Annotated in this window: 18 protein-coding genes and 3 tRNA genes; 8 read left to right on the top strand and 13 right to left on the bottom strand. The window is 63.0% G+C overall.

Translation table 11 applies throughout. The annotated features are described in order from the left end of the window. Nucleotide 1: 1 nt before the first annotated feature. Entirely contained in the window at nt 2-772 is a 771-nt protein-coding gene (locus AC1DCF_RS17745; RefSeq protein WP_477212130.1) for a WecB/TagA/CpsF family glycosyltransferase, read from the bottom strand. Next, entirely contained in the window at nt 769-2,343 is a 1,575-nt protein-coding gene (locus tag AC1DCF_RS17740) for a GumC domain-containing protein (protein ID WP_477212129.1), read from the bottom strand. The genes AC1DCF_RS17745 and AC1DCF_RS17740 overlap by 4 nt, the downstream gene beginning before the upstream one ends. Nucleotides 2,344-2,630: 287 nt before the next feature. Between AC1DCF_RS17740 and AC1DCF_RS17735 the strand changes: the two genes are divergently transcribed. The 3 genes from AC1DCF_RS17735 (at nt 2,631) to AC1DCF_RS17725 (ending at nt 5,806) form a co-directional block, all read left to right on the top strand. After that, nucleotides 2,631-3,857, top strand: coding sequence for an O-antigen ligase family protein (locus AC1DCF_RS17735; protein WP_477212128.1), 1,227 nt, complete (start codon nt 2,631-2,633; stop codon nt 3,855-3,857). 92 nt (nt 3,858-3,949) lie between these two features. After that, nucleotides 3,950-4,861: a glycosyltransferase family 2 protein gene (locus AC1DCF_RS17730; protein WP_477212154.1), complete on the top strand. Its 912-nt coding sequence runs from the start codon at nt 3,950-3,952 to the stop codon at nt 4,859-4,861. 39 nt (nt 4,862-4,900) lie between these two features. After that, a complete protein-coding gene (locus tag AC1DCF_RS17725) occupies nt 4,901-5,806 on the top strand; it encodes a glycosyltransferase family 2 protein (protein ID WP_477212127.1) in 906 nt (301 codons plus the stop codon). Here the strand turns inward: AC1DCF_RS17725 and AC1DCF_RS17720 are convergent. From AC1DCF_RS17720 to mobF, 6 genes are all read right to left on the bottom strand, one after another. Continuing rightward, complete coding sequence (locus AC1DCF_RS17720; protein ID WP_477212126.1) at nt 5,797-6,294, bottom strand: FAD synthase family protein; 498 nt, start codon at nt 6,292-6,294, stop codon at nt 5,797-5,799. The genes AC1DCF_RS17725 and AC1DCF_RS17720 overlap by 10 nt on opposite strands. Before the next feature lie 44 nt (nt 6,295-6,338). Then, a complete protein-coding gene (locus tag AC1DCF_RS17715; protein ID WP_477212125.1) occupies nt 6,339-7,889 on the bottom strand; it encodes a sugar transferase in 1,551 nt (516 codons plus the stop codon). Between the two features lie 1,026 nt (nt 7,890-8,915). Then, nucleotides 8,916-10,175, bottom strand: coding sequence for a hypothetical protein (locus tag AC1DCF_RS17710; RefSeq protein WP_477212124.1), 1,260 nt, complete (start codon nt 10,173-10,175; stop codon nt 8,916-8,918). Then, nucleotides 10,172-10,990, bottom strand: coding sequence for a UPF0158 family protein (locus AC1DCF_RS17705; RefSeq protein ID WP_477212123.1), 819 nt, complete (start codon nt 10,988-10,990; stop codon nt 10,172-10,174). The genes AC1DCF_RS17710 and AC1DCF_RS17705 overlap by 4 nt, the downstream gene beginning before the upstream one ends. A gap of 696 nt (nt 10,991-11,686) precedes the next feature. Continuing rightward, nucleotides 11,687-12,343 carry a hypothetical protein gene (locus AC1DCF_RS17700; RefSeq protein WP_477212122.1) on the bottom strand — a complete coding sequence of 219 codons (657 nt, stop codon included), beginning with the start codon at nt 12,341-12,343 and terminating at the stop codon, nt 11,687-11,689. A gap of 61 nt (nt 12,344-12,404) precedes the next feature. Next, complete coding sequence (gene mobF / locus AC1DCF_RS17695; RefSeq protein WP_477212121.1) at nt 12,405-14,381, bottom strand: MobF family relaxase; 1,977 nt, start codon at nt 14,379-14,381, stop codon at nt 12,405-12,407. A gap of 148 nt (nt 14,382-14,529) precedes the next feature. On the opposite strand from mobF, the gene AC1DCF_RS17690 reads away from it, so the two are divergent. Further along, a complete protein-coding gene (locus tag AC1DCF_RS17690; RefSeq protein ID WP_477212120.1) occupies nt 14,530-15,408 on the top strand; it encodes a DUF4238 domain-containing protein in 879 nt (292 codons plus the stop codon). A 296-nt stretch (nt 15,409-15,704) separates the two neighbouring features. After that, nucleotides 15,705-16,346, top strand: coding sequence for a DUF488 family protein, N3 subclade (locus AC1DCF_RS17685; RefSeq protein ID WP_477212119.1), 642 nt, complete (start codon nt 15,705-15,707; stop codon nt 16,344-16,346). Here the strand turns inward: AC1DCF_RS17685 and AC1DCF_RS17680 are convergent. Further along, nucleotides 16,343-17,149, bottom strand: coding sequence for a hypothetical protein (locus AC1DCF_RS17680; protein ID WP_477212118.1), 807 nt, complete (start codon nt 17,147-17,149; stop codon nt 16,343-16,345). The two genes, AC1DCF_RS17685 and AC1DCF_RS17680, sit on opposite strands and share 4 nt — an antisense overlap. A 400-nt stretch (nt 17,150-17,549) precedes the next feature. Next, on the bottom strand, nt 17,550-18,260 hold the full coding sequence (locus AC1DCF_RS17675; RefSeq protein WP_477212117.1) for a hypothetical protein: 711 nt from the start codon (nt 18,258-18,260) through the stop codon (nt 17,550-17,552). Nucleotides 18,261-18,598: 338 nt separating this feature from the next. On the opposite strand from AC1DCF_RS17675, the gene AC1DCF_RS17670 reads away from it, so the two are divergent. Both AC1DCF_RS17670 and AC1DCF_RS17665 read left to right on the top strand, forming a co-directional pair. Continuing rightward, nucleotides 18,599-19,234 carry a tyrosine-type recombinase/integrase gene (locus AC1DCF_RS17670; protein WP_477212116.1) on the top strand — a complete coding sequence of 212 codons (636 nt, stop codon included), beginning with the start codon at nt 18,599-18,601 and terminating at the stop codon, nt 19,232-19,234. Then, nucleotides 19,123-19,821, top strand: coding sequence for a tyrosine-type recombinase/integrase (locus tag AC1DCF_RS17665; RefSeq protein WP_477212153.1), 699 nt, complete (start codon nt 19,123-19,125; stop codon nt 19,819-19,821). The genes AC1DCF_RS17670 and AC1DCF_RS17665 overlap by 112 nt, the downstream gene beginning before the upstream one ends. Nucleotides 19,822-19,906: 85 nt before the next feature. On the opposite strand, the gene AC1DCF_RS17660 is transcribed toward AC1DCF_RS17665, so the two are convergent. The 3 genes from AC1DCF_RS17660 to AC1DCF_RS17650 form a co-directional block, all read right to left on the bottom strand. Continuing rightward, nucleotides 19,907-19,979: transfer RNA gene (locus AC1DCF_RS17660), tRNA-Phe, on the bottom strand. Nucleotides 19,980-20,044: 65 nt separating this feature from the next. After that, nucleotides 20,045-20,121, bottom strand: a tRNA-Asp gene (locus AC1DCF_RS17655). Nucleotides 20,122-20,215: 94 nt separating this feature from the next. Continuing rightward, a tRNA-Glu gene (locus AC1DCF_RS17650) sits at nt 20,216-20,288 on the bottom strand. Between the two features lie 285 nt (nt 20,289-20,573). On the opposite strand from AC1DCF_RS17650, the gene AC1DCF_RS17645 reads away from it, so the two are divergent. After that, nucleotides 20,574-21,893 (top strand): peptidoglycan DD-metalloendopeptidase family protein, encoded by a 1,320-nt coding sequence (locus AC1DCF_RS17645; RefSeq protein WP_477212115.1) that lies wholly within the window; start codon nt 20,574-20,576, stop codon nt 21,891-21,893. Nucleotides 21,894-21,902: the final 9 nt, after the last annotated feature.

The raw sequence follows: 21,902 nt of genomic DNA, 5'->3' as shown, positions 1-21,902 counted from the left end.
CTCACTGGGCTGACCCACGTCGGAGGCTCACCACCTGCTTGCTGAGTCGGTAGAGAAACGTCGGGTTGCCGAGAAGGTACCGGGAGCCGAGCCGTTTCGGTTCGATCATCAGGCGCCAGAACCATTCGAGCCCCGACGAGATCATCCACGATGGTGCGCGCTTATTGTCACCGCTCACCCAGTCGAAGAGACCACCACAGGTCAGAATGACGGGAACAGAGAGTAGATCTCGATGACGTGCGACCCAGTCCTGTTGCAGAGGGTCGCCCAGCCCCACAAACAGAATGTGAGCCCCTGACCCGTTGATGTCGGCAATCAACTGGTCCATTTGATCGGAAGGAATGTAGCCGTCTCTGGCCTCGATCAGCAGGTCGGGCTGCGCATCGCGAAGCCGGGCTGCGGCGCGCTCCGCAACACCGGGTTTACCGCCATAAAGGAAGATCTTCTTGCCTTCCAGAGCCGAGACCGAGGCAAGCGGGTGGATGAGGTCTGTCGTTGCGACCCTCTCCGGTACTTCGCCCCCGAGAAGCCGGGCTGCCCAGACGACCGATCGGCCGTCGGCGTAGCTCAGGTCGGCCTCCAGTAGGTTCTTGTGGAACACTCTGTCCGTGGCCGCCAGATTGCAGACCGCGGCATTCACTCCGACGGCGACCCGGGTGTGCGGTGCGTTCGTCCAGGTCATGACCGTCTCGACGATTTGGTCTTGACGCATCCGGTCGACGGGGACCCCGACGACTATCGTGCGGGGCGCCGCGACATCGGCCTCGCTCATTTCGGTGCCGACGACGAGAGCGCGTACGAATCGGCGTCGGGCTCTTCACCGGCGACGACCCGCTCGCCGGGCGGCACCGGCGTCGGGACCAGGGTTTGGGGAGAGGGAAGTGAGCGTTCGCGGGGCACGGTGATCGTGCCGAGGACGGCGATTCCGAGGCGCGCCGACTCGGTGACGACGTCGGCGATTCGGTCGGATCGGCTTGCCCGAAGCGCTGCGACAATCACGACGGCGTCGGAGTGACGGAGCGCGGCAAGTTGGCTGGATCGGGGTGACGCGTGGTCGAGCACGACGAAGTTGAGTTCTCCTTGCCGATGTTGCGAGACTCGGTCGCGCACGTCTTTTGACAGGTCAGGAGAAGAATTGCCGGCCAGGTCCGCCTCCGCCGGAATGAAGACATCAAGGTGCTGGCTGAGGCCGGACCGGTAGAGGTTTCCCGACTCGTCGGCGCTTTGCGAGATCAGGTCAAGGCCCACCCGTATCTCTGCTGAGAAGGCGGGTGGCCCCGACAGAATGAGATGCGTCGTGAGGTCCTGTTCGGCCATTACAACGGCCAGATTGACCGGAATGTCAGAGAGCACCTCACCAGGGGTGTCGTCGAAGATCGTGATGACGTGCGCGTCGACCGGGAGGTCGGTCAGGATGCGTTCGCGGGCGACGCGCAGCAGTTCAAGGGTGTCGCCGCTCACGGGGATCGATGCGTTCAGCGAGATGATGTCCGCAAGGATGGGTGCCCCGGTGATGCGACGCACTTCCTGGGCGTTCCGGAGCCGACGGTCGAATGGGTTGACGATGAAGGCGGCGATGAGGCCGAGAACGCCGCCGACCAGTAAGCCGGCTCCCAATGTCTGTGTCTTGCTCGGTTTCACCACGACGTCATTCTGGGAGGCCGTGGTGAGCACCGATCCTCCGGCAGTGTCGATCTGAGCGAGCACGCTCTTCTGGGTGAGAAGGGTGTTGAGCTCCATGGTGATGAGGTCGCGATCGCTTGCCGCCTGGTTCGCTTCGGTGGTTCCCGATTTCGATGAGCTGATCCGGGAGTTCGCATTCGCGAGTTCCTCGCCCAGCTGGGTTCGGCGAGTTTCGACTCCTTTCAGGAGCGCGTCGAGTTTCGTTTGGGCTTGGGCGGTGCGATAGGCGAGGTAGGCGCCGGCGACGGCATCGGCACCGGCCTGCGCCTCGGCCGCGGTGGGAGCGGTGAACGCGATGTGCACGACCGAAGCGCCGGTGACCGCATCGACCGAAACGTTGCGTCGTACCTCGGCAGCCGACGCCCCCGTTCCCATCTCGTTCGCGGCATCCTTTGCAACCGAGTATGACGTGGCGATCTGGGTCTCCGTCGTTCCGTCGAGAAGGCTGGATGCCTGCTTGGACGCATTGAACGGATCGGTCGAGATGATATTGATATTGACGTCGGCGGTGGCGGTGGCTCTGGTCGGAGTCAGCAGGAGAAAGAATCCAGCAATCAGGCCGCCGAGAAGCACTGACGCCACGATGACCAGCCACTGCCGTCGAAGTACGCGGCCGTAATACTCCAGGCCCAGTGTCGATCCCTCTGCTGACTGCGACATGCTCTGCGTACCCCCACTGTCGGTCAGGCTCGAGCCGGCTGCTCAAATGCACCTAGTTGTGTCGGTTCGCCCGGAATTGACTCCCTCCGGGGTGTAGCTCCATATACTAATCTCCTCGAGAAGCAAAATCGGTGCCAGAGGGCGGTGTTCGTCCGCAGGAGGTGGCCACAAGCGTGCGAGACGGATTCGCAGGTCGGAGCGCTGTTCGAGCGTCTGAGTCCGAACTTTCCGCGCGCTTGGGCGGTACCGGGCGAGTCGATCAGCTTCCCCGCTGGCCGTTCACTGCGATGTTCGTGCTCTTCCCGCTCTGGTGGCTGCTGGGTCCGGGCGAAGCAGTCTGGATCGCGTTGGCCGCGGTGATGGTTTTCTATCTGGCGCGCCACGGGCATGTCGAAGTGCCTCGTGGTTTCGGGATCTGGCTGCTCTTTCTGGTCTGGATGGCCTGCTCGGTAGTCGGGATCGATACCGGCGGGCGTCTACTCGGCTTTCTCTACCGGGCGCTGCTCTATCTCACCGTCACCGTGGTGTTTATCTACGTCTACAACGCCAGATCGAGATTGACCGTGCGCTATGTCGCGGGGGTGTTGACGGTGTTCTGGCTGATTGTCGTCGCCGGCGGGTATCTGGGAGTGCTCGTTCCGCTGTTCACCGTGCACACGCCGTTCGGCCTCCTCTTCTCGCCGACGATCAGCTCGAACGAGTTGGTGCAGGAAATGGTGGTGCGCCGCGTCTCTCAATACAATCCGACGGGTTGGCTCAAACTCGACCCGCGACCGAGCGCGCCGTTTCTCTATACCAACGGCTGGGGCAATGCGTACTCGATGCTGACGCCGATCGTGGTCGCCTACCTGGTTCTCGTGCGGAGGGAACGACGGTTCTGGTGGTTACTCCTCGCCATCCCGGTGTCATTCGTTCCGGCATTTCTGACCTTGAACCGGGGGATGTTCATCGGGCTCGGGCTCGCCGTCGTCTACGTCAGCGTGCGGGCAATTGCCCGGGGCAGCCTCAAAGCGATTCTCATGGTGGCCGGGTTGGTGATGCTGGTGGCGGTGGCCTTCGCGGTGCTTCCGATCGAGCAGCGGCTGACCGACCGCGTCGAGATGAGTTCGTCGACGCAGGACCGGGCGAGTCTCTATGTCGAGACGTTCACGCGCACTCTGGATTCGCCCCTGTTCGGTTACGGAGCACCTCGGCCGTCGGCGTCGCCGTATATTCCGGCGGCCGGCACCCAGGGTCAAGTGTGGATGGTCATGTTCTCGCACGGATTTCCGGCGGTGATTCTCTTCATGGGGTGGTTGGTCTGGGCTTTCTGCGCATCGTTTCGGGCACGGGATCCGGTGCAGGTAGCATGCAACACGGTCTTACTCGTCGTCATCGTGGAGTCGGCCTACTACGGAATCATGGCGACGGGCCTGTCGCTGGCGATGATCGCCGCAGCGCTCACTATGCGTCCCGGATCGGATCGAGCGCCCGAAACTCAAGCTGAGCGGTCCTCAGTTCGTCGGCTACACTAACGCCACGGTTGTCGAACCACGGTTGTCACACGTGTCGACTTTTCGACGCGCAGGAGGCGGGGGACAGGGTGGCAGAGCAGCAGGGCGAGCGGATGCCTCGCGTCAGTGTCGTGATTGCGACTCGAGGCAGGCCCCAGATGCTTCGCACGGCAGTACGAGCAGTGCTCGGCCAGGACTATGCCGGTGCGATCGATGTGACCGTGGTCTCTGACCGCATCGAAATCGATCCGCTCGACGACGTCGAGGTTCCGCTCCTGCGGCGACGGTTGCGAACCGTGGCGAACACTCGTTCACCTGGCCTGGCCGGCGGCCGGAACACCGGAATCCTCGCCTCCGACGGTGAGCTTGTCGCTTTCTGCGACGATGACGACGAATGGTTGCCATCGAAACTTGCTCGTCAGATCGCCCTGTGGAGGGAGCATCCCGACGCGGTTCTCATCGCGACGGGCATCCGGATCGCCACGTCAGGTCGACTCGTGGACCGGATTCCGCCGGAACGCACCGAGTTCGCCGACTTGATCAGATCCCGGCTGACGGAGCTTCACCCGTCGTCATTTCTGTTCCGGAGATCAGACGTGACCGGCCCGATCGGTCTGGTCGACGAGGAGTTGCCCGCTTCCTACGGGGAAGACTACGACTTCCTCTTGCGGGCGTCGCGCGTCGGGCTCATCCGGGCAGTGCCGGAGCCCCTGGTCGTTGTGCATTGGAACCGCACGTCATTCTTCGACGGCAAGTGGGAAGGGATCGTCGACGGTCTCACCTACCTGCTGAACAAACATCCCGAATTCACCCAGAGCGCAATCGGGTCAGCGCGGATCGAAGGCCAAATCGCGTTTGCGATGGCGGCGCTCGGGCGACGGCCGGAGGCGAAGCAGTGGGCCAGGCGAACGATCGGACATGATCGATCTCAATTGAGGGCCTACGCGGCGTGGGCGATTGCAACAGGTCTGGTGCCGGCGGGCCCTCTGGTGTCGGCGGTCAACCGGCATGGTCGCGGGCTGTGAGATGAGCCGACAGAGTGGCCTCGGCGGAGGTGTTCCTCCATGCCACGGTTGAGCGTGATCGTTCCCGTGAAGAACGGTGAGCTGACGATCGCGAGGGCCCTCGGCTCCACGCTGAGGGCGCTGCCCACCGATTCCGAAATCGTGGTTTTCAACGACGGAAGCACTGACGCCACTCTCTCGCTCGTGCAGTCCTACGATTCCCGGGTGGTGCGCGTGATCACCGCACCTCAGTCGGTGGGGGTCGCGACCGCGTTGAACCTGCTGCTTGAACACACCGACAGCGAATTTGTCGCACGCATGGATGCCGATGACGTCACACTGCGGGGAAGATTTCACTATCAGCGACGCGCGATATCTCCGGCGGCCGAGGTCAACTTCACGACGGTTCTCAATTGGCGACCGGATGCCCGCCGAATTGGTCTTGCGGCTCCGCTGGCGATTAGCGCGCGGGCTTTTCCATTTCACCTGTTGCTGACAAATCCGGTTTCACACCCCACCATGTTCGCGCGACGCGACGCGCTGACACGAGTGGGCGGATATCGGCCGGTGCCGGCGGAGGACTATGACCTGTGGCTGCGTCTGGCTGCAGCCGGTGTGGGGATACGGCGCCTGCCGCGTCCGACTCTGCTGTACCGCGTGCATCCGGGGCAGGTCACTGCCTCGCTGGCGTGGAGACATGCGTCGTGGACCGACCCTGACGTTGCGTCGGCGTTCGCCGACCTCAGCCAGTCGGTTCTTGGCCATTCATTCAGAAGGCTGACCACGCTCGGCTTCAGCCCAGACATCACTCCGGCGGATTTCGAGCGTTCGCTTGCCGACTTCGCACGGGCGTTTCGAGCGTCGACGATGCGGTTGCCCCGATCGGAACAGCTCATCGTCAATCGAAAACTCGGCCAACGAATCGAAACGGTGCGCGCAATGAAAGCGAGTGTTGGTCAGGCCTGACCGTGCCGGGGTGTCGACCTCGCGAGCCGTGGAGGAAAGCCCCGGCGACGGAGGAGTGTGGCGGAACCGAGGGTGTCGAGCGAGTCCAGGGCGCGCCGGAGGGTCGTGCTCGATGTCTCCATGGTGTACGGGAAGTAGACGACTTCGACACCGACCGCGGCGAATTCGCGCTCGAGCTTCCGACCGCGCTCGGTGCCCTTCCAGTCGTCGCCTTTGAAATAGACGTCGAAACGCACCTCGCGCCAGGTGTCGAGCTTGTTCGGGAGCCGCTCTTCCACTGCCTCATCGACGAACGAGATATGTCGCACGATCTCCAAGCGTTCCCCGAGGGGGACCACCGGTCCGCGGCCTTTCGTCTGCAGGAGCATTTCGTCGGAGACGACGCCGGCGATGAGGTGGTCGCACTGGCTTTTCGCATGCTTGAGAATGTTCAGGTGGCCGACATGGAACAGGTCGAAGGCCCCGCCGGCATATCCAACACGTGACACGTTCACTCCTCGTACAATTCGATTCAGGATGCCTTCGGCACCGGTCAGTAGGCGCCAACGGGACGAATGACTGTCTTGACAGTGCGCCAGATGATCATCAAGTCGCCGGCAAGCGACCAGTTCTCGACGTAGTAGAGGTCGAGCCTGACGCTGTCTTCCCAGCTCAGGTTCGAACGACCATTCACCTGCCACATTCCGGTCAGCCCGGGCTTGATGTAGAGGCGGCGATGCACATGGGTCTCGTAGGACAGCACCTCGGCCGGCAGCGGCGGTCGCGGACCGACCACACTCATCTGGCCGACGAGGATGTTCCAGATCTGCGGAAGTTCATCGAGGGAGTACTTGCGGAGCACCCGGCCGACCCGCGTCACCCGGGGATCGTTGCGCAGTTTGAAGAGAACGCCGGAAGCCTCGTTCTGGTCGAGAAGGCCGGCCAGGTCGTCTTCGGCAGTGGCCACCATCGACCGGAACTTCAGAATGCGGAAGGTGCGACCGCCGCGTCCGCATCGCTCCTGCCGGAAGAGCACAGGGCCGGGGCTGTCGAGTTTGATCAGCAGCGCGATGAGGAGCAGCAAAGGCGCAAACATGAGGAGGGCTGTCGCGGACAGCACGACATCGACGAAGCGTTTCAACGCGTGCTTGGCGCCGTCGAAATGGGGGATTTCGACATGGATGAGGGGAAGTCCCTCAACCGGCCGAAAATGGATGCGTGGTCCGGCGATGTCGGTCAACCGGCTGGAGAGTACGAGTTCGGCCGACGTGGATTCGAGGTCCCAGCCGAGATTGCGGATGAATTGGCTTCCGCCTTGCGGTTGGCCCGCGACGACGACGGTGTCCACGCCCAGTGTCGCGGCTGCGGCCGCCACATGTTCAAAATCGGACACGATGGGAACGCAATGGCCTCCCACGGTGATGGTCTCTGGCTGATCCGATTCGAGGGCCACGCCGACGACGTAATAGGCGGCACCGGATTTGTCATCGATCTGACCGACAACGTATTCGACGTCCTCGCGGTTACCCACGACGATGGCGCGGGCCAGGTAGTGCCCGAAGCGTCTCTGGCGAAGCAGCCATTTGCGCCAGAGCCACCGATCGAGCAGCAATCCGACCATGCCGAGCGGAAGCGCAAGCATGAAGTAGCCGCGTGCGATCTCGACCTGGAAGACCAGGAAACCGATGGCCAGCAGCCCGAAGGCGAGCGCGCTCGCATTCATCACCTGGCGGTACTCGGCAGCTCCGACGCCGATCACCCGGGAATCGCGGGTGTGAAAGGCGCCGAGGGCGACAATCCACGCGGCAATGATAAGCACCGAGATCGACCAGTACTCGACGTGAAGTGAACTCGGGGTCACGGTGCTCGCGCCGCCGAAGCGCAGCATCAACGCGAGGCTGACGGCGATCATGATGATGCTGATGTCGGTGAACTGGAGACGTGCGCGATAGCGCTTCGCCCAGACCAGCCCTGCCGAGAGGGCGTCGACAGGGGGAAAGAACACCGCCGGTGCCGGAGGTGGCGTCGGGATCAGGCGAAGAACCGGCGGGGGTGCGCTCGCCGCGCTCGATGAGGCCTGATCGCGTGGCTTCGGGTCAGTCATCCGGCGCTCACCCCCCACACAGCGCGGTTCCCCTGGGGGTGTCGCTGCGGAGGCGCTGACGCGCTGGTCCTGATGGATTCGGGTCTATTGGGTCGACAGAATCGTCGACACATTGTCGATGTTTTCACTAGCCATTCCCTGCAATTCGGGTGTACAGGTTATGTTTCAGGTTGCATCGGGCTCACGGCCTAGGGGACCGATCCACCGACGATGAATAGCTGACAAATTCTCAGCTAGACACAGGCTGACATTAGCGTGAATCGCGCGCGGGGCGCTGTGCCCCAATCGGGGGGCGTGATGTGGGCCCATGGTCATCGACGTGAATGAGGGCTGGATTCGGCGACGGCCTCGAGCGCTGCATCGGCTGGGGTGGGCGGAAAAGTCACGCCTGATTCGAGTCGGCTTAAATGAAAAAAGGCCACCCGCGGTAGAAGCCCGCAGATGGCCAAGTGGCTCCGACCGGCATCGATCCGGTGACCTTCCGATTTTCAGTGAGCCTGAGGGTGTTCTCGTACTGTATCTCTGGAGGCGATATCGCGCTGATCAGGAATCATTCTGAATGATCGCAGTTCGTTTCAGTTGCTTTTTGGGCCATTAATGGCCCCTTAATGGCCCACGACTGGCTCGCCAGCCCCACTCGAGCGGCGCTGGCGACTATGTGCTCGGCTCGAAGTGGGCCTTCCTTCAGGAGCGCGTGGCGACGGAGTCGACGAGGTCGAGCTTCTGGTCGAGAGTGACATCTCTGTGCACCTGACTGACACCGTGGGCGGCTCGCGTGAGGTGTGGGCCAGCTGCCGCACCGCGCTTGCGGCTGGCACTGCAAAACTAAATTGGTGCCGTCCCTGGCAGGAGCTCGGCCTCGTCCTCAAGGCGCGGATGGTCTCGGAAGGGTGACCCGCCTGCGATCCCAGTCTCGAAAACGAGCATGCGTCTTCTCCTTTACGCGTCGGGACGAAATATTCCCACGCGGGCATTGCTACTTTTCCGGCAGACGTCGCGTGTGCTTAGTTGCTTTGCGAAGCTCCGTCACGAAGCCTTATGCGCGACAGGATGCGAGCAAGGACTCAGCGATGCGAGGCCGATCGTGGCGAGAACTGCGCCCTTATGCTTGGCCGTTACCCGGTTACCTTCAAAGTCTCGATCGGCCTCGAATAGCAATTGCGTAGCCGTCTTACGGTAGGTCTTGAAAGGAATCTCCGAATGCCCGGCCGTATCGCGCGTCCAGTAGAGCCCCGTCCCCGGGTCGCGAAGATACCGGTGGCCGTCTTGGAGGTGCAAGCACTCGGTCGGCTCGGCCTGAAAGGGGAATGGAAGGCTTCCGGCTTTGCGCTTCGGTCTTGTGTCTCGTGGCAGCTGGATTTGCAGCGACGGCGATAAGCCCACGATGGCGGCGAATCGCTCGCGAAGAGATTGAAGGACGTCGTCGGGTGTCTCTCCGACCAGGGTGCCAACTCGGTCGAAACCATGCGTCGCCCCAAAGTTGTCGCGTACGTCGTTCAGGGGGCAGCTCGTGCCGACGAAGAGCAGGTGGTTGGGCATGTGGGTCGATAGCGTCTTTTCGAGGAAATTCGTGTCTTGGTCCGAAGTCAAGCCAAAAATGTTGGCTTCAACACCGGCCACGGCTGCCGACAGCTTGACTCTCTTTTCCCAACCGGCGTCCGCGAGATCGATCTCGTCGGTGTTGAAAATGATCGCGACGGAGGTCCCGGACGCCTTGTGAGCCATTCCGATGGAACCAAATACCGGCTCAAGCGCGCCCTGGAGAGAACGAGTCGAGTCGTGCCAGGTCGTTGTCAACCATGCGTCGGGCGAGCTTCCGCCTGTTTCAGCAAGAGCCAACGTCAATGTCGCGACCCCTGCGAAGGGGGCATGGTACACAACGCCGGCCTCGAGAAATTCATCGTCGTGCCGGAAGACCGAGACGAGGGTCAGCTGGCGGAGTCGCTCCCGAGGGACGAGCTTCCCGTTGGACGCCCACTCGTCTCCGCTCGGTATCGGAACCACGAGTGTTAGTTTGGGCGTTTGGAGGAGAGAGCACCAGACCGCCCGAGACTCTTCCTCGGTGAGACCTGCGATTTGCCGCACACCAAGTTCTTTGAGCCGCTGCATTCCCGTGCCCGCTTGGGGCAGGGCAAACTTCCCAACGTCGGTTGCGTAAGCCTTCTTTGCCTTGATGCCTGCACCGATCGGATGCGGGTTGGAGCGCGTCAGATTGTGAACAGCGCTGCTGACGAGCGTTGCGTCTGTGACAAGCGAAAGCAGCTGCGCACCCGCCGCCAACTTCACTGCTTGAGCGCGTACTCGACCGGGATCGGAAGACGCAACAACTCACTCAGCGGCATCGAGGCTAGGATGTCGAGCACCCGAGCCTTCAGGACGCCGTCGTCTGCCGCCTGTGGCGCGGTGGACGGTTCTAGCGAGGAGAGAGCTTCAGCCTTCGTCGGTACTTTGACACTTTCGATGGCTGATAGCGGGATACCTTGGGTATCCGCCCACGTCGTGGCCCGGTCGAGGACACGCTTTTTCAGGTAACGCTTCCATCGCCGGCCCGCAGCCTCGAGGTCGCGAACGGCATGGGAAAAACCTCTGACGGGGACATCCTCGTCGAGTGCGCTCAGGAGGGCCTGGCGGGTGTCATGGGAATCTTGGGCTTCGGCGAATGCTCGCATCCACCCAAGCTGCTCGTCTTTCGTGATGGACGGGACGACGACGTAATCGGCAGTGTCGGCCGTGGTGCCTTTCGTCGTCTTCCCACTGACTCGATTGAAGACGTAGTGTGCGCCGGGATCCCAATCTAGAAGCGCTTGCCACAGGTCGACGTTGATCTGAATGCTGGTGCTTCGGGGCTTCGCCGGACCCGCCTCACTTGTAACCGACGAGTTGACACCGCGCACTGTCACGTCGCTCGACCCTGGTGTCCTGTCGACGACAACTAGCCGCCGCAGCTCCGCTTCCTCCAGAAGCTGTCGGAAGGAGTTGAACCCGTCATCCGTGTAGGAGAAGGTCGGATCAATCCGCTTCATGCGCGAATAGACGCCAGCTGCGGCCGGCGGGCTTCCCTTCCAAGCCAACGCCCGAAGTCCATCCAAGAGAAGGTCCATGGAACGGAGGGAGTCGGGCTGGAGAGACGATGTCTCTCCAGCCGCGCCCTGAGGTTCTGAGGCTGGAGGAGCAATGGGCCCAGCATTCGTCGAATAAGTCGCATCCGTCCCAAAAAGGGGAGCGTTCGGCTGTTGCCGATCGTCTGCAGAGTGCTGTTTCGATGAATTGGGCATAGCCAAGGCTCCTCGCGCCGAATAAATGCTGCCCTCTGAAATTCAGAGAGCGACGAGGAAATAGCCAACAACTTCACTGATCGCCTTCCATGCCGTGAAGCATGGACACCCGAAGGTCCTAGCCTGGCCCAACAACCTCATGTTGACGAGTTGGAGGGCGTGCGTTGGTTCAATCAGTACCGCGATTCCGAAAGCCAGAAGACTCCCGAAACCCCAATTTCTCTTCTGCCATCGTACGTGATCGTCTCCGCATCTGGCAAGACGGGTGACGGTCCCCTTTTTGGTGACAGTGGAACCCCCATCTGCGACCGGGTGCCATCAAGACGTCGCGTACTTTTCAGCCCTTCCACCATGCGCGGACAGAGGCCTCATCTCGAGCCGCTTTTCTATTCCATCTCATGTCTGGCTCTATGAGTACTGGACTCGCGGATTAGCTTTTTGCCATTCGGGTCAGTGTGCACAGCCCCTCTTTGGGGGCTAAGCGGGCGAAGGCCACAAGAGCCAGGTCAGGGAACTTGCACCTCATCGGCTCAGGCCGACTTCCGGCGTGTTACGCGTTGAAGAGGCCAAGCTGAAGCTCGTCCCGTTCAGCTGACGAGTTCCGCGACGCCACTTCTCCGTGCCGGTCGCGAGTCCGCGCATGGACTCCTGCGCGGACGCTGTGGCCTTGGCGAGCCCGCGATCGGCGCGGTCGCATTCCGTCGCGAAGACGAACTGCTCCCGTGCATCATCGAAGTCAGGTGCGACGACGTGCAGGCGGTTGGAGTTACGTCCGCGTGTCATGCCCACGTAGATGCCCGCAGCATCCATGCGGTCGCCGAGGACCGTGTGGGACTCGCGCACGGTGGCGCCCTGCATCCCGTAGGCGGTCGACGCGTACGCTAGATGGGTGTGCTCAGCGACGTAGTCCGTCGGCAGTCGCACAGCGCGTTGTCGCCGACTCGAGGCGCGTTCCTTTGCCCACACCGCGCCGTCGTCGCCCACGCTTTGCACGAGCCAGGTCTGCCGGTTCACTACGCGAATTTCGGAGTCATTCTGCCGCGTCTGGATCACATCCCCGCGTCCGATGCTGAGACCGTCGCGACCGGTCGCGGTGCGGCAGTCGTCAACTTGGCCGGCGAGTAGCCTCTCGTCTCGGATGCAAGCGCTCAGTTCGCGCGCTTCGTCGTTGGTTGCCACGGTGATGCCGTCTCCGTCGGACCACTCACGCGCGAGCGCCTCCTGCGGGGCATCCGTGCTCTCATGCAGGACGAAGTGTGTGAAGGCGATCGAACACAGCCTCCGGATGGACCCCGTGCCGCATCTGAACCGTGAGTGCGGCGTACGCGGGGTCGGTGAAGCGGTGCACGGTAGTCAGGTTGAGCTCGCGGGGGAGGAATTGGGCGGCCATGTCGAGTATGCCGCCGCGGCCGATCGCGGCGAGCTGTGCGCGGTCGCCGACCAGGGCGACGGTGGCGCCGTACTCGTCCGCGACGGCGAGGAGCGCGAGTGCTGTGTCCTGGTCGAGCATGCCAGCTTCATCGACCACAATCCGCTCGCCGCGCACGAGTCGCGCGGCCGTCGTCGGGCCCGTGTAGCGTGCGCCGGTTTCGGGGTCGGTCTCCCCGATCGAGAGTCGCGTCCAGACTCCGTCGCGATTCCAGCGCCAGCCGTGCTCGTGGACGAGCTTCGCGACACTGTCGGTCACAACACCCAGTTCCTGATGCGCAACGTCGGCCGCCTTCTTCGTCGGCGTTATGACTCGAGTTGCCCGGCCGTGCGCAGCGGCGGCCTCGATCGCGCCGGCAAGCATCATCGTCTTGCCCGCGCCTGCAGCGCCTTCCACGACCACAAGCGGATCGCTGGATGCCACTGCGGTGGCTGCCCGCGCTTGCGCTGGGTCGAGCCGGTGGCGGCGCGCGACATGCATCACGTCTGGTGCGAGGCGACCGCCCGCATAGGCAGCCCGTGCCGTGAGTAGGTCGCGCAGCCGGGTCTCGGAGGCGATGACGTGCAGGCTCGTGAGGTGCGCGACGTGCTCGGGATGCGCGCTCTCGGGCGGTAGGACCGACAGGCAATCCTGGGTGGCCAACCGCGTCGTGAGCATAACGAGCTCTCGCAGCGGTTCGTGGGCAGCGCGCAGGCCGGTCTCCGTGATGATGTGTGTGACGTGCTCCTGAATGTCGTGCACCGTCCACGTCGACGCGGCAGCCGCGCAGCGGTCGAGAGCGCGCGATGCGACATCCCGAACACTCACATCCTCAAGCGAAACGGACGTGCGCACCGGCGCTCGGGCGACATCTGAGCGGTAGCCGAGGTCCTCGAGCTCGGCTCGCCATGCCGCCTCGTTGCCGAGCGCGGTCGGTCGCTTGTGCGGCCGCTCGTGATCCCAGGACATGGCGACTAGGCGCGACATCGCAGACGGGCCAGGCTGCTGGTCGGGATGCGCAGTGCGCCGCTCCTTCTCGAAGTGCGTGAGGTTACGCGCGACCTGCTCAGCTCGCTTGCTCATCACGGCGTTGAAGGGCTGCAGCTCCGCGACTTCTCCGGTCACGGGATCAAAGGTGAGGCCGTGGGCGTCGAGGACCGCCGCGAGATGCGGATGCGCGGCAATCACTGCCGTGCCCAGCGAACGGATTGCGCCTTGCTGCCTGAACAGCGCCGCGGTGTCGAGGCCACGCCATGCGTCGGCTGCCCACACACGCGTCCCGATCTGGAAGTGCATGTGCCGGTGCGGGTCTCCGGCCCGGGAGGTTTTGTGCGAGACGGCGATCGTCTCCAACTGTTCGACCGGCACGACTCGCTGCTGCTCGCGCGGTCCGACGCGGGTGACGGAATGTTGGCCGAGCCAGGCGCGGATTGCGGCGACTGCGTCGCCTTGCGCGGCGTCGAGTGCGACGGACACCTCGGGGTGCAGGGCCGCGGCGATCGACAGCGACTTCGGTGCGTTCACGACCATCTCAGCGAAGCGCGGCGATCCCTGCCGTCCGTCTCCCGGTAGCCTCGGCTTGCCCATCGACTCGGTGGTGAGTGGGTTGATCCAGTTGACCCACTGCGCGTACTCGTCTGGGGTGAGCGCCCCTTCGCCGATCACCGCGCCGTCGCCGTCGACGACGGAGAACTCGGCGATGGATGTCCCGCCTTCGAGGTAGTACTCGTCAGCGCGTGATCGATCCGACTCGAGGTAGCGGCGCGCGTCGGCCCCGGTGCCCCGAAACAGGATTACGCCACCCTTCATTGCCGCCCTCCGAGCTGGCTCAGGTTCTTGCAACTACCTACGGTAGCATACGTCCATTCAGGGGGAATAGGGGAAGGCGAAAAAGAAGGGGATGCCGGCTCGCGGAGGGGCGCCTCGGAATGACACATTACCTCGGCAGACTCGCTGTATGAGTTCACCGAAGTTGCATCACTTTGTGCCCCAGTTCTATTTGCGACGATTCGCTGATGAAAACGGCAAGCTTTGGGTGTGGGACCGGGCGCTCGACCGGGTGTTCATTGCTAAGCCGGGGTCGATCGCAGCTGAATCGCGGTTCTACTTCCACGACGGTCTCCACTCCGCAGGACACGACCCCCTGACCATGGAACGTCAGTTCAGCGCCTTAGAGCACGACGCTGCCGTAATCATCAATCATTGGCTAGCGCAAGCTCGAGTCTCTGCACCCGGCGACCCTCTTGATATCTCAGACGATGACCGTGACACGATGGGCCTTTTCCTGGCGCTCCAAGCCTTTCGCACCGCCGACACTCGCGAATTGCTCATGAAACTCACCGTCGGCGCCGACCAAGCGGTAGAAACAACCGACGCGGAGGCGCGAGAACGCCATCTCGATCTTCTTTGGGACGAGGTTGTGGTTGACGGCCTCGCGCTACGGATCACAACGTCGACGTGGGTATTGGCGCTGAACCCTTCCTCTACCCCGTTGGTTACCTCCGATAATCCGGTCACGTTTCGGACCAACGACAATCGAATGTGGGTGAGAGGTGCCCTATTCCCTGCAGGTACGTATTTGGCGTACCCACTCGCGCCCGATGTCATTATGTTCGCGTACCCGGACGAGGGCGAATGGCAGGGCAGCGGGGTGCGTAGGTTGAATAACACCGTTTCGCCGGTCGAGGTGACATCCGAGATGGCCCTTAGCGAGAACACGGCGCACGTCTTCATGGCGTCACGTCACATCGTTTCGACTGTCCAAGACTTCGCGTGGGCACGCGAGTTTGCGGCAACAATCGGGACCGACGCGTACGCTCCGCGGCTCGCTGAGTGAGCGAACCGAGCCTGTCCTGGCGGGAGGCTCCGGTCTTCACCATCTTCGCCATTTTCTCCGCCGTGATGATGGTGGCGACTGAGGGAGCAACCAGTGCTCTATCGCAACCCGCGCGCGTGCCCCGTAGAGGCTTCGCCGAGCTTCCTGAGACGCACAGCGATACAGGTAGATCGCGCAGGCCGCGCGTGATGCGAGCGATCTCGTCAGACGAGAAGGGCAAGTATTCGGCGGCTCGTCGCGCACCTCGCCGGGCCGCTGAGCGATCGTGCCGGCGTGTAACAGCTATTATGCGTTACATGCAGAACGTCGGACGCCTATCGTTGGGTGAGCTGACAACGCTCTCTGCCTTGGTCGCCGAAGAGCTTCGCGCTCGACGTGCGCCAAATCGGACGTGCGTGGCGTGTGGCCGACGTTTCGCCGCGCGGCGCGATGCTCTGTACTGCAGTTCGCGGTGCCGGGTGGCAGCGCATCGGCTGCGTCGACGGAAGGAACGACAAATGAGCATCACGGGAATTGGCTACGAAGGATTGGCGCTGGACGATTTCATCTCGCGGCTACGCATCCGAGGGGTGGGGGCTCTGGTCGACGTTCGTCTCAACGCGATCTCCCGAAAGCGTGGGTTTTCGAAGCGTGCTCTGCGTGAGGCGCTCGAGGCTGCCGACATCGCATATATCCACATGCCGGCGCTCGGAAATCAGCGGGACAACCGTGCCGGATACGGCGAACTGACAACGGACCTCGCGCGTGAGGTGCGCGATCGCTTTCGGCAGGAGCTGCGGTCCGAGACCGCAGCGTCAGCCCTTCAAGAGGTCGCTGAACTCGCTCGATCGGGTGAAGTGGTCCTGTTCTGCTATGAGCAGGACGAGCGGCATTGCCACCGTGAGCAAGTGCTCGAGCAAGTGCGGATGCTGCTCGAGCGCGCCTTGATTGCGTCCTAGAAGAGCGTTGGCTGCGGAGCGACCGTATCCTCTGCTCTCGGCCAATAGACACCCAAGACGCTGAATTTCCCTCGGCGCGCAGCGAGCTCGAAGTTTCCCATGTAGAAACCCGAGCGGCGTTCTGAGGCGAACATCTGGTCAAGGAACTTTTCGGTGACTCCAGCTTTCACGTCATCACCGCGATGGCGGAGGCGGTTCTGCAGTGAGGTCAATTCCCAGTCCAAAATGCGTCCCTGGTGTCCGGGGCATCTCAACGCCTCGCAACGGTATCGATATCGGACTTTGAACGCCGGCTCCTTCAGGATGGCGGGGATCGAGCCGCTCATTGGAATGAGAGCGGACGATTCTTTCTCGATGCGCGCCTTCATCTTTGCCAGCTGATCTGGCGTCCATTTTGGGTGAGGCTCGAACTCAAGGCGATCGACATCTGCCGGGTAAATGAGCCCTAACGAGTGCGCGGCACCGTCGGCGGATGCAGCTCGGCTGAGGTCGCACGTTGTCGTGGGCTCAAGTTGTCCGACGACTTCGTGGATGGCTCTCCATGGTGGAAGCTTCTGGACGACTCTCCAGGAGTTCTGGGTGGGCGAATAGCTCTCCTTGCGTGTGTCGGGATCCCTGCGGCGTACCTCGAGTTCGATGACGTCATATTTTTTGAACTGTGAGTCCCCATCAAGCCATCGGAAGGCCATCGGGTAGAGCCGGATCCAAGACGGTTGAATGCCATCGACGCGGATGCCAGCGATGCACGAGGTGTCGCCGTAGTTTGTCGACGGCTGAGGCGTCGCCTTGACGGTGATGAGCACCTGCGCTCGTTCGCCTTGCACTCTCATGCCGACAGCATACGGGTCGGCGAAGGCAGTGACGTCTAGCGCGGCTTCCCGTGGGCGTGTGCGGCCCCGTCACATGACCAGGCAACGCTCGACGATCGGTTCGATGTTGCCCGCGACGAGTCTTTCAGCCCGGTCGGTGGGGCCGGGCCGCATGCGGGCAGGCGGGAAAATTTTCGGCTTCAACCACCTCGCCCGGTGGATGCGTAATATCAGCGGTTACCTCGTCTTAGGAGGGCGACTGTCGTAGCCGCCTACCGTTCTCGGGGGTCGGCCTACCGGCGAGGTGCGCAGGTGCTGAAGGCGCTCGGTACGTATCATCGCCCACGTCGGAGCCGCCACCGCTCGAGCGGCCCGATCGCGTCTCGTCGTGCTGCTACCCAGCCCGTCCCCGCCGCCCGGGCGGCAGCAGCCCGCGCTCCCGCGCCTTCGTCACCCACCCCTGTGCGGTCGAGAGTGCTATTCCGTTGACCTCTGCCATTGTCGCGCTCGGGTTGGCGTCACCCCGCTGGGTGAGGCGGCTGTGCTGGAGGGCGACTAGTTCGTAGAAGTCCGCGACCTTCTTCGGATCGCCCAGCGGCTTGAGCAGGTCGCGCTCGCTGATCTTGCGTCCTGAGGGGAGGAGGATCTTTCCGCCCGTGATCGTCTCGGTACGCTTCATCGCAAACAGGCGCTTGTTGATCGCCGCCTCGATGCGGGCCGTCGGCAACTCGCGGAGAAGCTGACTCGTGATCGGGTCGCCTGGGCGCCAGGGTAGGTAAATCACGCCGGTGATGCGGACCTCCTCCGGCACGGCGAAGAGCTGACGCTGCAGGCGGATCATCACTCGAGTGTGCGTGGCCTCGTGCTCGAGATAGCGCCAGCGCCCGTCGATCGTCTCGTTCTCGTCGGAGGCGCGCTGCGTCTCGTGTCGCGAGTCGGTGGCAACGCCGTCGTTATACCCGAGCACGAGATCGATCTGCTCGCTCGCGTCATCGTCACGCTCACCGGGGAATCGGCTGGGCAGATACCACCCGTCGGGCAGGTCGCTTGCGACCAGCAGGCCGTCGTACGACTGGTCGCCAGGGCGCGGCGTGGAAAGATCCATGCGCCGAGTCTAGCCAAACATCTCAGGTTCTTGCCAAAAGCCGCGCAACGGTGATATTCTCAGGTAATTGCAAATAGCCGCGCGTGTGCCGGCGTGCACTAGATGCCAGCACCGTAGGCATGTCAGCCGAAGGAGTGCATTACGGTCGACGCTGCGCTGAGGGTCGAGTACCTGAGTCGTGTCGAGGCGGCCGCGCGGTGCCGCGTTCCAGTCTCGACTTTCGACAAGCTTCGTCACGACGGGCTGATTCCTGAGCCCGACGCGCACATGGGCAAGCACTTGCTGTGGAGCGCCGACACGATCGACGATGTGCTAGCGCGGGGTGGGACGGAAAGCTGATGGCCGGGGGGCCCAGCCGGGATTCCCCGACGAGGGTTGATCCGCGCACGGGACGCCCGCTCCCAGAAGGCATTCGCTGGCGCGCCGACCGGCAGCGGTACCAGATCCGCGTCGTCGGCCCGAGCGTCGAGGGTGGCGTCGCAGAACGATCGCGCACGTTCCTGACGTTGGCCGAAGCCAAGCGCGAGCTCGCGAAGCTGGTCGCCGGCCGCAACCCGAACGGCTCGATGACGCTCGAGCAGTGGCACGAGAAGTACTGGCCGGCGATCGAGTCATCGGTGCGGCCCGCTACCGCGCGCAGCTACGGCGTCGCCTGGCGACTCCGTATAAAGCCGGCACTTGGCCGCCAGCGGCTCGAGGACATCACTTCGCCGATGATCGAGTCGGCGATGGTCGCGTGGTCGGGCGGGGCATCCGCCAAGAACGATGCACTCGCCGTGCTGTGCTGGACGGCGCCCGGCGTTCCCGGTTCATCGACTACGACCCGGCGCGCGAGGTCAAGCGGCCGAGCATGCGCGAGTCAATCTCGCCGGTCTCGCGCGCGCTCACCCTCGACCAAATTCGCGAGCTGCTCGAACTCGTGCCCGACGGCGTCTACCGTCGCTACCTCGCCGCTCTCGTCTACACCGGGATGAGGGCGGGGGAGGCCACAGCGCTGCGGGTCGGCGATGTCGATTTCGAGCGTGGCATCATCCGGGTCAGCCGGTCGCTTAGTCCAGGCATGCGCGGCGAACTGATCGAGCAGTCGCCGAAGAGCCATAAGTCACGCGAGGTCCCGCTGATCGACGCGCTGCGCCCATACGCCGAGGCGGCTGCGCGGGGCAAACGGCCCAACGACCTGCTCTTCGACGGCGCAGATGGCGGACGGCTCACGAACTACAATGCGCGCCGGGGCGCCGACTGGGACGAGTTACGGACGGCGATCGGCCGACCCACCCTGCGGATCCACGACCTCCGCCACACCTTCGCGACCATCCTGTTCGACGCCGGCGCCAGCGCTCCAGATGTGCAGGCGACCCTGGGTCACTCAAGCCTCCAGGTAACCGAGCGCTATTCGCGTGCCCGGGAGGGCGTCGCGCTTCGTGCAGGAGCTGCCCTCAACGACGCGCTGAAAGAAGACGAGGGCGCCCAACCGGAAACGGAACAGCGGCGGACCCCTGCCCGCCTTAATGGCACATTAATGGCACAGCCTCGGCGACGGGCCGAGGGAATCGACCGCTGAAACCGAGAAAACCCTTGGTTGCCCGGCGGCAACTCCCGCTTAAATAAAGAAATCCCCGTAAGTAGAAGCCTTACGAGGATTTCAGTGGCTCCGACCGGCATCGATCCGGTGACCTTTCGATTTTCAGTCGAACGCTCTACCAACTGAGCTACAGAGCCGGAAAACTGCTTCGAGAAGCCGCTTTCTAAGGCAAAAGCCCTTCCTCTCAGAAGGGCTTTCAGCCTGGCGACCCTGACGGGACTTGAACCCGCGACCTCCGCCGTGACAGGGCGGCACGCTAACCAACTGCGCTACAGGGCCTCGATGTAGACAAGTCTACATTTAGTTTTACAACTCGAGATTTACTGCTATTTGTTCACTTGCTTGATATTACTATACTGCGTATTTAATTGTGTGACCCCAACGGGATTCGAACCCGTGTTAACGCCGTGAAAGGGCGCCGTCCTAGGCCGCTAAACGATGGGGCCGAGAGGTCATAACGTGTATGACTTCCGACGCATAAGCATACGCAGAGTTCGGCCGAATGCCCAAATCGAAAACCGCCTGGCGTGTCGCGTGACGCCTCGAGGCGGTCTCCGGCCGGCATGCCTTGATTTAGCGACCCTCGGCGAATGGTCGAAGGTTTTCGGCGCCTCCGAGATAGATTCGGGATTCTTGCTGGGCGAGAGTTGCCTGGAGTTGTTAGTGTGAAAATTGACGACGCGAGTGACAGAAGTGAAGATCACACGCCCGAACGGGGAGTTATGTACCGGATGCCGACCGCACTGAGCACGAAGTTGCGAAATAAACGCGCACGCATCCTGTCGGTGGTCGGGCTAGCGACATCGCTTGTTCTCGCATTCAGTTTGATTGCGCCATCGGTCAGCGCTCAGGCTGCCAGCTACCCCAGCTGGCAGGACCTCGAGAAGGCCAAATCAAATACCGCGGCCGGTGAGGCGCAGGTTCAATCGATCAAGTCGCTCCTCGTCGGGCTGCAGGCCGAGGTCGAACGTACCGAAGCCGAAGCGCTCGCGCGCAGCACTGAGCTTCAGATCGCCCAAGACAAGTTCGATGAAGCCGCCCGGCGCGCCACGTCGCTGAAGGAGCAGGCCGACTCAAGCAAAGCGACTGCAAGTACTGCAACTCGCCAAGCCGGCCAGCTCGCCGCTCAGCTCTACCGCAGCGGCGGCACCGACCTCAGCGTCAATCTGCTTCTCGACGGAACCGGCGCCGGCGAAGAGGCGACGGAGCTTTTGTCGAAGCTCGGCAGCATGAGCAAACTCGTGCAGCGCAGCTCCGAGGTCTATGAGCAGGCCCAAACCGCGACGAACACTGCCCAAGCGCTCGGCGACCAGGCTGTCATTGCCGAATCAGAGCGGGAGAAGCTGCGCGTTGCCGCAGAATCGGCACTTGCCGCTGCGCAGGCGGCATCCGACGCGGCAGAGGCCGCGTTGGCCGAATCTCAATCGAAGAAGATCGAGCTCGAACAGCAGCTCAAGTTCCTGCAGGACACCCAGGCGACAACGGCCGCCGGCTACGAGGCCGGCGTGGCAGAGCGTGCCCGGCTCGCTGCAGAAGCGGCCGCTGCCGCGGCGGCCGCAGGCGGCGGAAGCGGCGGTGGCGGTGGCAGCGGCTCCGCCGGCCCCGGTCTCGGCGGCGGGTACATCAGCTCACAGGGCTGGGCGGTCCCGGCCAGCGGGCGCATCACCGACGTCTTCGGACCGCGCCCGGTCCTCTGCGGCAGCGACGGCTGCAGCAGCAGCTATCACTCGGGCACCGACCTCGGAACCGGTTGCTATTCACCGATCTACGCAGCGCACGACGGCGTCGTCACCTATGCGGGCCGGAACGGCACCTACGGCAACTTCATCTTGATCGACCACGGCAACGGTATTGCAACGGGCTACGCGCACATCAGGGACGGCGGTCTGTTTGTTGGCGTGGGCCAACAGGTTGGTGTCGGACAGAACATCGCGAGCTCGGGAACGACCGGCGCTTCGACCGGCTGCCACCTGCACTTCGAAGTACGAATAAACGGGCAACGTCAAGATGCCCAACCGTTCATGGCATCGATGGGAGCACCCCTTGGCTAATAACAAGAC

It is taken from the genome of Leifsonia sp. 10L418, assembly GCF_056395445.1.
This window is presented reverse-complemented; position numbering and strand designations above follow the sequence as displayed.